Genomic DNA, 11,750 nt, shown 5'->3' with positions numbered 1-11,750 from the left:
GCACAATTGGTTCGGCGTCGAACGGCGTGCACGGTGGCCGGACGGCGCGCGATGAATGGGGAGGCAGGGAACGACGGTGGCGGATCGGAGCACGGCTGCCGTCGACGTGGCAGCGAACGGTGGCGACCAGCCGCCGACCGCACAGGCGGACGAGTCCACGGCCGACGGCGTGGCCCAGAACCGGGAGCGGGACACGGACAGCGACGAGGTACAGGGGAGTGACGGGACGGAGCGTCCCGGGAAGACCTCGGCACCGGAGCTGCACAGCGGCCACAAGCTCGCCAGACGGTACCGTCTCGAAGAGTGCGTCACCCGTCTGGACGGGTTCAGCAGTTGGCGCGCGGTCGACGAGAAACTGCGGCGCGCCGTCGGCGTCCACATCCTGCCCGCCGAGCACGCGCGAGCCCGGTCCGTGCTGGCCGCCGCCCGCTCCGCCGCCCTCCTCGGCGACCCGCGCTTCGTGCAGGTGCTGGACGCCGTCGAGGAGAACGACCTCGTCTACGTCGTCCACGAGTGGCTGCCCGACGCGACCGAGCTGACCGCGCTGCTGGCCGCCGGGCCGCTGGAGCCGCACGACGCGTACCAGATGGTCAGTCAGCTCGCCGCGGCGATGGCCGCCGCCCACCGCGAGGGCCTGTCCCACCTGCGGCTCACGCCGGGCACCGTGCTGCGCACCTCGACCGGGCAGTGGCGTATCCGCGGCCTCGCGGTCAACGCGGCGCTGCGCGGCATCACCTCCGACACCCCGCAGCGCACCGACACCGAGGCGATCGGCGCCCTGCTGTACGCGGCGCTCACCCAGCGCTGGCCGTACGAGAACGACGCGCACGGCCTGGCCGGGCTGCCCAAGGACATCGGTCTGATCGCGCCCGACCAGGTCCGCGCCCATGTCCACCGGGGCCTGTCCGAGCTGGCGATGCGGGCCCTCGTCAACGACGGCGCGACCGCCTCCCGGCACGAGGCCGCGTGCACGACGCCGGAGGAACTGGTCAAGGCGATCGGCGAGATGCCGCGCATCCGCCCGCCGGAGCCGGTCTTCGCCGCGCCCCCGGACTACCAGCGCACCACCTACCAGCAGGGCACGTACGGCCGCCCCGCGCCGCACCCCGGCGTCACCCAGCCGGTCCCGACGCCGCCTCCCCCGCTCCAGACCCGCACCGGCAAGGCCATGAAGTGGGCGGTCTCCGCCCTCCTCATCACCGCCCTCGGCCTCGGCAGCTGGCAGCTCGCGGAAGTCCTGCTCGACAAGAACGACGACACCAAGCAGTCCCAGACGACCGACGGCGGCGACAAGCCGAGCGCGGCCCCGAAGCCGGTCAAGACGCTCACCGTCGAGGACGCCGCCGAGTACTACCCGGACGGCAAGCCGCAGCACCCGGAGGACGTGGGGCTGACCTACGACAAGAAGGCGTCCACGTACTGGCGGACGTACACCTTCACCGGCGGCCCCGGCCTCGCCCCGTTCAAGCAGGGCGTCGGCATCGTCTACGACCTCGGGTCCGAGCAGGAGGTGTCGGGCGCGTCGATAGAGCTTCTGTACGGCGGCGACCGCACGACCGGTGCCCTGTACGCGACCGACTCCCTCTCCTCGTCGACGCCGCTCAGCTCGATGACGAAGATCGCCGACAAGAAGACCACCAGCACGGAACTGACGTTCTCCGCCAAGACCCCGGTGAAGACGCGGTACGTTCTCGTATGGCTGACGGCCCTGCCGTACTCGGGACAGGACCAGTACAACGGCGCCGGCTACAAGCAGGCCATAACCAACGTGAAGTTCACGGGCTGACATCTCACCGGAGGGGGAGGAGGCCGATGGCGGAAGGCGCCGGGTTCGACGGTGTGAGCGATCAGGATCTGCTCGCCCGTCATGTGAAAGGCGACCCCGACGCCTTCGGCGAGATCGTGCGGCGCCACCGTGACCGGCTGTGGGCGGTCGCCCTGCGGACGCTGGGCGACCGGGAGGAGGCCGCCGACGCCGTGCAGGACGCGCTGGTGTCGGCGTACCGGGCCGCGCACACCTTCCGGGGGCAGTCGGCCGTCACGACCTGGCTGCACCGGATCACCGTGAACGCCTGTCTGGACCGGGCCCGCAAGACGGCCTCGCGCAGGACCTCGCCGGTCGACGACACCGAACGGCTCGAACAGCTCCTGGAGCCCCACGAGTCCGCCTCGGCGCCGGCCGAGCGCAACGATCTGCACCGCCAGCTCGCCGAAGCCCTCAGCACCCTCCCGCCGGACCAGCGCGCGGCCCTCGTCCTCGTCGACATGCAGGGCTACCCGGTCGCCGAGGCGGCCAAGGTCCTCGACGTCCCCACCGGCACCGTGAAGAGCCGCTGCGCCCGGGGGCGCGCCAGACTCCTGCCCCTGCTCACCCATCTCCGGCCGGGAAACAGCGACGAGGAGAAGCGGCCTGGCGCGAGACGGAACCGGGTGGAGGGGACATCCGTCCCATCAGCAGCGGCCCCTTGCGGCAGCGACGACAAGGGCGACAACGAGCCGGACGGAGCCGGGACCGGCGATTCAGCTACCGCGAAGGGCGGAGGTGGGCGAGCGTGACATCGACGACGGACACGGCCGGGCACCCGGACGTCGCTGAGCTCTCCGACCTCACCGAAGGTCTCCTCCCACCGTCCCGCAGCGCCGAACTCCAGCGGCATCTGGACGGCTGCGCGCTGTGCGCGGACACGCACGCGTCCCTGGAGGAGGTCCGGGATCTCCTCGGTACCTTCGCCGCCGCCGAGCCGGTTGCCATGCCGGACGAGGTGGCGCTGCGTATTGACGCGGCACTGGCGGCGGAAGCGGCGAGTACCGATGTTTCACGTGAAACGTCGGCCTCCCTTGCTTCACCCGACCCCGTTGTTTCACGTGAAACATCGACAGCGGATCGCCCGTCCGGTCGCGCCCGGACGGCCAGTACCGGCCCCGGCCGCAAGAACAAGGACCGCCCCCGCTCCCGCCGCCGCACAGCCGCCGTTCTCGGTGTCTTCACCGCCGCCGCCCTGGGCCTCGGCTCGGTCCTGCTGTCCTCGCTCATGGACGACGGGGACGGCGGCAGCACGAACACCGCGTCGGACACCTTCTCCAAGGGCTCGCTCGCGGAGGACGTCTCGAAGCTCTTCCCCACGCGCAGGTCCCTCCCCTCGGTCTCCCCGAAGGGCGAGGTCGGGATCCAGGGCACCGGCGAGAGCCCGCAGGTGCTGCAAGCGGTGAACGTGCCGCCCTGCGTCCAGAAGGGCACCGCCCGGACGGAGGACGCGCTCGCCGTGAAGGACGGCGTCTACGAGGGCAGGGACGTCCTCCTCGTCGTGTTCCCGCACACCGGGGACACCGGGCGGGTCGATGTCTACGTCGTCGACTCCGCATGCGAGAAGCACCCCTCCGCCCCGGCCGACGTGCTGCTCAAGGGCACCTACGCCCGCCCCTGAACTCCCCCTCGTCCGTCTCCCGGCCGTGCCCTGCGTGTGCCCCCGCGCATGCCCCCGCATGTGCCTCTCCGTGTGCCCGGACACACCGGGAATGCACGCCCCTTAGTATCCGTTGGGTGGGGTGAGAGCGCAGTGATGCTCCCACCGGTCGAACGACGCAGACCAGAGACGAGGAACCAAGCCGTGAGCGACGTCCGTAACGTGATCATCATCGGCTCCGGGCCCGCCGGCTACACGGCTGCCCTCTACACCGCGCGCGCGTCGCTGAAGCCGCTGGTGTTCGAAGGCGCCGTCACCGCGGGCGGCGCCCTGATGAACACCACCGAGGTGGAGAACTTCCCCGGCTTCCAGGACGGCATCATGGGCCCCGAGCTCATGGACAACATGCGCGCCCAGGCCGAGCGCTTCGGCGCCGAGCTGATCCCGGACGACATCGTCTCCGTCGACCTCACCGGTGAGATCAAGACCGTCACGGACACCGCCGGCACGGTCCACAAGGCCAAGGCCGTCATCGTCGCCACGGGCTCCCAGCACCGCAAGCTCGGGCTGCCGAACGAGGACGTGCTCTCCGGGCGCGGTGTCTCCTGGTGCGCCACCTGTGACGGGTTCTTCTTCAAGGACCAGGACATCGCCGTGATCGGCGGCGGTGACACCGCGATGGAGGAGGCCACCTTCCTCTCGCGCTTCGCCAAGTCGGTGACGATCGTCCACCGCCGGGACTCGCTGCGCGCCTCGAAGGCGATGCAGGAGCGCGCCTTCGCCGACCCGAAGATCAAGTTCGTCTGGGACAGCGAGGTCGCCGAGATCCAGGGTGACCAGAAGCTGGCCGGGCTGAAGCTGCGCAACCTCAAGACCGGTGAGCTGTCCGACCTCGCGGTGACCGGCCTGTTCATCGCGATCGGCCACGACCCGCGCACCGAGCTGTTCAAGGGCCAGCTCGACCTGGACGCCGAGGGCTACCTGAAGGTCGAGGCGCCCTCCACCCGGACCAACGTGACCGGCGTCTTCGCCGCGGGCGACGTCGTCGACCACACCTACCGCCAGGCGATCACCGCCGCCGGTACCGGCTGCTCCTCCGCGCTCGACGCCGAGCGTTTCCTCGCGGCCCTCGCGGACGAGGAGCAGGCCGCCGAGAAGACCACCGTCTGAACCCCCTCTCCCCCCGCACGAAGGATTAAGGAGCGCCCCTGTGGCCGGCACCCTGAAGCACGTGACCGACGCCGACTTCGAAGAGGTCGTCCTCAAGAGCGACAAGCCCGTTCTGGTGGACTTCTGGGCCGAGTGGTGCGGCCCGTGCCGCCAGATCGCGCCCTCGCTGGAGGCGATCGCCGCCGAGCACGGCGGAAAGATCGAGATCGTCAAGCTGAACATCGACGAGAACCAGGAGACGGCGCTCAAGTACGGCGTCATGTCCATCCCGACCCTGAACGTCTACCAGGGCGGCGAGGTCGCCAAGACCATCGTCGGCGCCAAGCCGAAGGCCGCGCTCCTGCGCGACCTGGAGGAGTTCATCGCCGAGTAGGGCGACGCTCCCGATGTTTCACGTGAAACATCGACGCGTGAACGTCAAAGGGCCGGCCCATTGGGTCGGCCCTTTCTCCATCGCCCCGAAGGTGTCACAGCGGCCTCAGCGCCGGCTCCTTCTGCACCGCCCCCAGCAGCCGGTCCAGCGCCAGCTCCACGTCCTCCTTCCAGGACAGGGTCGTCCGCAGTTCCAGCCTCAGGCGAGGGTGGACGGGATGTGGGCGGACGGTCTTGAAGCCGACGGCCAGCAGATGCTCGGCGGGGAGCAGACAGGACGGCTCGCTCCAGCGCGCGTCCCCGAACGCCTCGATCGCCCGGAACCCCCGGCGCAGCAGATCCTTGGCCACCGTCTGGACCATCACCCGCCCGAGCCCCTGCCCCTGGTACCCCGGCAGGATGAACCCGGTCATCAGCTGCACGGCGTCCGCCGCGACCGGGCTCGTGGGGAACGCCGTCGAGCGGGGAACATAGGCGGGCGGCGCGTAGAGCACGAAGCCGACGGGCGCCTCGTCCACAGAGACGACCCGGCCGCAGGAGCCCCAGTCGAGCAGGACGGCGGAGATCCACGCCTCCTTCTCCAGGGCCGCGGTGCCCGCCTTCACCGCGGCTTCGCCGCTGACGGGGTCGAGTTCCCAGAAGACACACGAGCGGCAGCGCTGGGGAAGGTCCTGAAGGTTGTCCAGCGTGAGCGGTACGAGCCGACGCCCCATGAAGGCTGTTCCTCGCTTCCTTCGCCCGCGGCGTTGCGGGCGGCTGCCAGAGCGCTTCGCTCCCTGAGCAGACTGCCGACGAATCCGCCGACCGCGCCCAGCCCGAGGCCCGCGCTCACCAGTCCGGTCCGGCTCATCGTTCGCATGGCCCCCGCCTCCCCCTCCGAGGTGCTGCCAGGTGGATGCGCCAACCCGCTCGCATCGTATCCATGAAGCGATGGCCCCGATACGGCCGAAAGGCAAAGAGCGGGTCGTGTCCGGTACTCACCGGACACGACCCGCTCAAGGCACCCGACGGAGACTTACGCCTCCTCGCTACCGCCCTCCACGAGCCCCTTCTGCAGGGCGGAGCCCTCACCGGGGGCGAGGCTGTCGAGAATCCGCTCCAGGTCCTCCATGGAGGCGAACTCGACGGTGATCTTCCCCTTCTTCTGCCCGAGGTCGACCTTCACCCGGGTGTCGAAGCGGTCCGAGAGCCGGGTCGCGAGGTCCGACAGCGCCGGGGAGACCCGGGCACCGGCACGGGGGCCCTTGGCCCGCTGCGGGGTCTGCGGACGGGACCCCATGAGGGTCACGATCTCCTCGACCGCCCGCACCGAGAGCCCTTCGGCGACGATCCGGTGGGCCAGCTTCTCCTGCTCCTCCGAGTCGTCGACCGAGAGCAGAGCGCGGGCGTGCCCGGCGGAGAGCACCCCGGCGGCGACCCGGCGCTGGACGGCGGGCGAGAGCTTCAGCAGCCGCAGGGTGTTGGAGACCTGCGGGCGGGACCGGCCGATGCGGTCCGCCAGCTGGTCGTGCGTGCAGTTGAAGTCCTTCAGCAACTGGTCGTAGGCGGCGGCCTCTTCCAGCGGGTTGAGCTGGGCTCGGTGCAGGTTCTCCAGGAGGGCGTCCAGCAGAAGCTTCTCGTCGTCCGTGGCGCGGACGATCGCCGGGATCGCCTCAAGTCCCGCCTCGCGGCAGGCCCGCCAGCGCCGCTCGCCCATGATGAGCTCGTAGCGCGAGGGCCCCGTCTGCCGTACGACGACCGGCTGGAGAAGACCGACCTCCTTGATGGAGGTGATCAGCTCGTGCAGCGCGTCCTCGTCGAAGACCGTCCGGGGCTGCTGCGGGTTGGGGATGATGTCGTCGAGGGGGATCTCGGCGAAGTGGGCGCCGATCGGCGGGGCCGGCAGCTCCGGCCCGCTCGGTTCCTCTGTTTCACGTGAAACAGGCGCCGGGAGCGTGGCGACCTTCGCCGCGGCCACTCCTCGGTCACCGGCCAGCAGCGGGACCGACGTGGGAGACGTGGAGCCGCCGCCCAGCGCGGCCTGAGCCGGTGTCTTCTCGGTCGGCGCGGCTGGGATCAGTGCGCCCAGTCCGCGACCCAGGCCGATCTTCCGTCGGTCACTCACTGGACCCCCTCCACAAGGTTCGGGTTGTTCTGAGCGCCGATATGGGCGTGGGTGGCCTCGTAACTGAGACCGACGCCCTTCAGCGCGAGTTCTCGTGCTGCCTCAAGGTAGGAGAGGGCGCCGCTCGATCCCGGATCGTAGGTCAGCACCGTCTGCCCGTAGCTCGGTGCCTCGGAGATACGGACCGAGCGGGGGATGCTCGTCCTCAGTACCTCGTCACCGAAGTGGGTGCGCACCTCTTCCGCGACCTGCGACGCGAGGCGGGTGCGGCCGTCGTACATGGTGAGCAGGATGGTCGACACGTGCAGGGTGGGGTTGAGGTGGCCCCTCACCAGGTCGACGTTGCGCAGGAGCTGGCCCAGGCCCTCCAGCGCGTAGTACTCGCACTGGATCGGGATCAGGACCTCGGCGCCGGCCACCAGCGCGTTGACCGTCAGGAGGCCGAGCGAGGGCGGGCAGTCGATGAGGACGTAGTCCAAGGGCTGCTCGTACGCCTGGATCGCCCGCTGGAGCCGGCTTTCCCGGGCCACCAGGGAGACCAGCTCGATCTCGGCACCGGCGAGGTCGATCGTGGCGGGGGCGCAGAAAAGGCCCTCGACGTCCACCACCGGCTGTACGACCTCGGACAGGGGCCGGCTGTCAACCAACACGTCGTAGATGGACGGGACTTCGGCGTGGTGGTCGATACCCAGGGCCGTGGAGGCGTTGCCCTGCGGGTCGAGGTCGACCACCAGGACACGGCCGCCGTGCAGAGCGAGGGACGCGGCCAGGTTGACGGTCGTCGTCGTCTTGCCCACGCCGCCCTTCTGGTTGGCGACCACGATGATGCGGGTCTGCTCGGGTCGGGGCAGGCCCTCACCGGCCCGGCCCAGCGCCTCTACCGCCAGTTGGGCAGCACGACCGATCGGGGTGTCGTCCATCGGGGGCGGTGTTTCACGTGAAACATCGTCCCCCAACGGTTCGGTACGGGGACCGGGGACCGGATCGGTCATCGGTCCCGCGATGTTGGCGTCGGACCGCAAGGATTCACTCTCCTCGACATCAGGCTCTCGATGAACAGAGCCTCCCATGTCCTCGGGGTCATGAACCAGTGAGGTCTGGTCTTCTGTGGAGAAATCCACCTCTGTGGACAACTCCGTTCCCTCATCGAGTGAACCGAGAGGCTTACGGTCGCGGGGTTCGGCCGCGGCGCGGCCACGGCTGATGATGCCGTGCAGCAGGGAGCGACGTTTCACGTGAAACACGATGCCCAGCGCCGACCGCCGAACGGCCGCGACACTCCGTCAGATATGCACTCAAACGCCTTACCTTCGGCGCCGCGCCCGCCCCGTCCGGGCCGCCTTCGCCCGCTTCGCCGCGAACCGCACACCACCGGGGCTCTCGCCGACCTCGACCCGGACGACCGTGGAGAGCGGATCGACGATGCCCTCACCGACGTGGAGGATCGACGTGCCGACCGCGCCGAGCTTGGTCAGCGCGGTCGCCGCGCTCTTCAGCTCCTCCTCGGCGGCGTCACCCTTGAGGGCCAGCATCTCGCCGTAGGGGCGCAGCAGCGGGATGCCCCAGGTGGCGAGGCGATCGAGGGGGGCCACCGCGCGGGCCGTCACCACGTGGACGGGCTGGAGCTTGCCCATGACCTCCTCGGCCCGGCCGCGGACGACGGTCACATGGTCGAGGCCGAGCAGTTCGACGACCTCGTTGAGGAAGTTGGTGCGGCGCAGCAGCGGCTCCAACAGGGTGATCTTGAGGTCGTCGCGGACCAGTGCGAGCGGGATGCCGGGCAGCCCGGCGCCCGAGCCGACGTCGCACACCGTCACGTCGTCGGGCACGGCCTCGGAGAGCACCGCGCAGTTGAGGATGTGCCGCTCCCAGAGGCGGGGCACTTCGCGGGGGCCGATGAGACCGCGCCGCACACCCGCCTCGGCCAGCAGCTCGGCGTACCGGACCGCGTCCGCGAAGCGATCGCCGAATACCTCACGAGCCTCCTCGGGCGCAGGGGGGAGTTCCGCTGCCTCCGTCACGGGGACCGTCCTTCCGTACCGCACCGGCGCACCGAGCGCCGGCCGAAAACCAGGCTGACAAAGACCGGCCCCGTCTGCACGACAGGACAGACGGGGCCGGGAAGACGTACTGCGGAAAATCAGTTGGGGAGCACGACGACGAAGCGCTGGGGCTCCTCGCCCTCGGACTCGCTGCTCAGGCCCGCCGCCTTGACCGCGTCGTGGACGACCTTGCGCTCGAACGGCGTCATCGGCTTGAGCTTGACCGGCTCGCCGGAGCTCTTCGCCTCGGCGGCGGCCTTGGCACCCAGCTCGGACAGCTCGGCGCGCTTCTTGGCACGGTAGCCCGCGATGTCCAGCATCAGCCGGCTGCGGTCACCGGTCTCGCGGTGCACGGCGAGCCGCGTCAGCTCCTGAAGGGCCTCCAGCACCTCGCCGTCCCGGCCGACCAGCTTCTGCAGATCGCGGCCACTGGAGTCGCTGATGATCGACACAGAGGCACGGTCGGCTTCGACGTCCATGTCGATGTCGCCGTCGAGATCGGCGATGTCCAGCAGACCCTCGAGGTAGTCCGCCGCGATCTCGCCCTCCTGCTCCAGGCGGGTCAGGGTGTCTGCACCCTCGGCGGCGGCGGAGGTGGTGCCTTCCGTCACGGGATGGGCTCCTTCTTACTTCTTGGACGGGGACTTGGGGCGCTGCGGGCCACCCTTGCGCCCGGACTGGGCCTTGCTGCGGCCACCGCCGGAACCGGGCTTGGGACTCGCCTGCTTGGCGGCGGGCGGGGTGTCCCGGGGCTCGTCGGACGGCTCGTCGGACTTGCTGAGCGACGTCGTCGGGGCGGACGAGGACGACTCGCCGGCCGTCTTGACGGCGCCGGACTGCCGCTGGGACTTCGACTGGCGCTTGGGCTGCTGGCGCCGGGGGGCGCCGGCGGGCGACGTCGTGCCGTCCTCGTTCTCCACGACCTGGGCCTCGCTCTTGGCGACGGTGCCGTCGGCCTGGGCGGCGAGCCCGAGCTTGGTCAGGCCGTTGATGAACTTGCGCTCGGCCTCGTTGCGGTCACGGCCCTTGGCGACGATCGCCTTGACGACGGCCTTCTCGCCCCGGCGGCGGATCTTGCCGTGGTGCGAGACGTGCTTGGCCAGCCGCTCCAGGTACGCGGCCTGCGCCTTCGAGCCCGGCGTCGGGTTGTTGCGGATGACGTACATCTGCTGGCCCATGGTCCACACGTTGGTGGTCAGCCAGTAGACGAGGACACCGACGGGGAAGTTGATGCCGAAGACGGCGAACATGACCGGGAAGATGTACATGAGCATCTTCTGCTGCTGCATGTACGGCGTCTTGACGGTGGTGTCGACGTTCTTCGTCATCAGCTGGCGCTGCGTGAAGAACTGCGACGCCGACATCAGGACGATCATGATCGCGGTGACGACGCGGACGTCGGTCAGGGAAGCGCCCAGCGCCTCGACCTTGCTCGCGCTGTCCGTGAACTTCACGGCCAGCGGGGCGCCGAAGATGTGCGCCTGGCGCGCGCTCGCGAGGAGGTCGTCGTTGATGACGCCGATCGTCTTGCCCGAGGCGATGCCGCTGAGGACGTGGTACAGGGCGAAGAAGAACGGCGACTGGGCGAGGATCGGAAGGCACGAGGACAGCGGGTTGGTACCCGTGTCCTTGTACAGCTTCATCATTTCCTCGGACTGGCGCTGCCGGTCGTTCTTGTAGCGCTCCTGGATCTTCTTCATCTCGGGCTGGAGCGTCTGCATGGCGCGGGTCGCCTTGATCTGCTTCACGAAGAGCGGGATCAGGCAGATCCGGATGAGGATCACCAGAGACACGATCGACAGGCCCCAGGCCCACCCGGTGTCGGGGCCGAAGATGGCCCCGTACACCTTGTGGAACTGGACGATGACCCAGGACACAGGTGTCGTGATGAAGCTGAACAGGCTGGCAATCGTGTCCACTAATCATGCTCCTTGGGCATGGGACGGGGGCTCTGCGGCCGGGCCCGAAGGGCTGGCGCCTCCGGTGGCCGGTTCGGCGGCGGAGGTCCCGCCCCTGCGCGCACGCCAGGCGTCGCGCAGCATCTCGTGCCACCGCGGTCGTTTACGCGGAGGCACGTGGTCCACACCGCCCAGGGACCACGGGTTGCATCGCAGGATGCGCCAGGCGGTGAGCGCTGTTCCCTTGACCGCGCCGTGCCGGTCGATGGCCGTGAAGCCGTAGTGGGAGCACGACGGGTAGTACTTGCACACCGGCCCGAGCAGCGGACTGATCGTCCACTGGTAGATCTTGATCAGGGCCAGCAGCGGGTACTTCATCGCGTGCCCCCTCCCAACAGCCGTCGCAGGGCGGCATCGAGGTCCTGGGCCAGTTGTGCGTGGCCGACGTCACCCGATCCGGGCAACGCTCGTACGACTACCAGGCTACCGGGGGGCAACAAGGCGATCCGCTCCCGCATCAGATGACGCAGCCTGCGTTTCACCGTGTTCCGCACGACGGCCTTGCCGACGGCCTTGCTCACGACGAAACCCGCACGCGTCGGGGAAGCGCTCTCCCCAGGCGCGTGCGGGTCCGTTGCACCGCTACGAAGATGGACGACGAGAGTCGGGCGTCCGGCCCGACGGCCTCGCCGTACCGCGGTCGCGAAGTCCTCGCGCCGCCTCAGCCGGTTCTCGGTGGGCAGCACGACGGCATGACCTG

At 69.7% G+C, this 11,750-nt stretch carries 13 protein-coding genes; 5 read left to right on the top strand and 8 right to left on the bottom strand.

Features of this window, described 5'->3' with window-relative positions:
- The first annotated feature begins 76 nt into the window (after window positions 1-76).
- The 5 genes from IAG44_RS20775 (at window position 77) to trxA (ending at window position 4,947) form a co-directional block, all read left to right on the top strand.
- Complete coding sequence (locus IAG44_RS20775; protein ID WP_187748589.1) at window positions 77-1,786, top strand: protein kinase family protein; 1,710 nt, start codon at window positions 77-79, stop codon at window positions 1,784-1,786.
- 26 nt (window positions 1,787-1,812) lie between these two features.
- The gene (sigM, locus tag IAG44_RS20770; RefSeq protein ID WP_187748588.1) at window positions 1,813-2,556 is read left to right on the top strand and encodes an RNA polymerase sigma factor SigM; all 744 of its coding nucleotides are present in this window, start codon (window positions 1,813-1,815) and stop codon (window positions 2,554-2,556) included.
- The gene (locus IAG44_RS20765) at window positions 2,553-3,425 is read left to right on the top strand and encodes an anti-sigma factor family protein (protein ID WP_187748587.1); all 873 of its coding nucleotides are present in this window, start codon (window positions 2,553-2,555) and stop codon (window positions 3,423-3,425) included. The genes sigM and IAG44_RS20765 overlap by 4 nt, the downstream gene beginning before the upstream one ends.
- A 183-nt stretch (window positions 3,426-3,608) precedes the next feature.
- Entirely contained in the window at window positions 3,609-4,574 is a 966-nt protein-coding gene (gene trxB, locus IAG44_RS20760; RefSeq protein WP_187748586.1) for a thioredoxin-disulfide reductase, read from the top strand.
- A 40-nt stretch (window positions 4,575-4,614) separates the two neighbouring features.
- Complete coding sequence (gene trxA, locus IAG44_RS20755) at window positions 4,615-4,947, top strand: thioredoxin (protein WP_187748585.1); 333 nt, start codon at window positions 4,615-4,617, stop codon at window positions 4,945-4,947.
- A gap of 94 nt (window positions 4,948-5,041) precedes the next feature.
- On the opposite strand, the gene IAG44_RS20750 is transcribed toward trxA, so the two are convergent.
- The 8 genes from IAG44_RS20750 to rnpA form a co-directional block, all read right to left on the bottom strand.
- Window positions 5,042-5,659: a GNAT family N-acetyltransferase gene (locus tag IAG44_RS20750; RefSeq protein WP_187748584.1), complete on the bottom strand. Its 618-nt coding sequence runs from the start codon at window positions 5,657-5,659 to the stop codon at window positions 5,042-5,044.
- 302 nt (window positions 5,660-5,961) lie between these two features.
- Complete coding sequence (locus IAG44_RS20745) at window positions 5,962-7,050, bottom strand: ParB/RepB/Spo0J family partition protein (protein WP_187748583.1); 1,089 nt, start codon at window positions 7,048-7,050, stop codon at window positions 5,962-5,964.
- Window positions 7,047-8,120 carry an AAA family ATPase gene (locus tag IAG44_RS20740; protein ID WP_187748582.1) on the bottom strand — a complete coding sequence of 358 codons (1,074 nt, stop codon included), beginning with the start codon at window positions 8,118-8,120 and terminating at the stop codon, window positions 7,047-7,049. Before IAG44_RS20740 ends, IAG44_RS20745 begins: the two co-directional genes overlap by 4 nt.
- 234 nt (window positions 8,121-8,354) lie before the next feature.
- Window positions 8,355-9,071 (bottom strand): 16S rRNA (guanine(527)-N(7))-methyltransferase RsmG, encoded by a 717-nt coding sequence (rsmG, locus tag IAG44_RS20735; RefSeq protein WP_187748581.1) that lies wholly within the window; start codon window positions 9,069-9,071, stop codon window positions 8,355-8,357.
- A gap of 119 nt (window positions 9,072-9,190) precedes the next feature.
- The gene (locus IAG44_RS20730; protein WP_187748580.1) at window positions 9,191-9,703 is read right to left on the bottom strand and encodes a Jag family protein; all 513 of its coding nucleotides are present in this window, start codon (window positions 9,701-9,703) and stop codon (window positions 9,191-9,193) included.
- A 15-nt stretch (window positions 9,704-9,718) separates the two neighbouring features.
- Complete coding sequence (gene yidC / locus IAG44_RS20725) at window positions 9,719-11,011, bottom strand: membrane protein insertase YidC (protein WP_187748579.1); 1,293 nt, start codon at window positions 11,009-11,011, stop codon at window positions 9,719-9,721.
- Between the two features lie 3 nt (window positions 11,012-11,014).
- Entirely contained in the window at window positions 11,015-11,368 is a 354-nt protein-coding gene (gene yidD, locus IAG44_RS20720; RefSeq protein ID WP_187748578.1) for a membrane protein insertion efficiency factor YidD, read from the bottom strand.
- Window positions 11,365-11,736, bottom strand: coding sequence for a ribonuclease P protein component (rnpA, locus tag IAG44_RS20715; protein WP_187748577.1), 372 nt, complete (start codon window positions 11,734-11,736; stop codon window positions 11,365-11,367). The genes yidD and rnpA overlap by 4 nt, the downstream gene beginning before the upstream one ends.
- Window positions 11,737-11,750: the final 14 nt, after the last annotated feature.

This window comes from Streptomyces roseirectus (assembly GCF_014489635.1).
GTDB lineage: Bacteria > Actinomycetota > Actinomycetes > Streptomycetales > Streptomycetaceae > Streptomyces > Streptomyces roseirectus.
The sequence above is the reverse complement of the archived record's forward strand: the minus strand, read 5'-3'. Positions and strand labels throughout refer to the sequence as shown.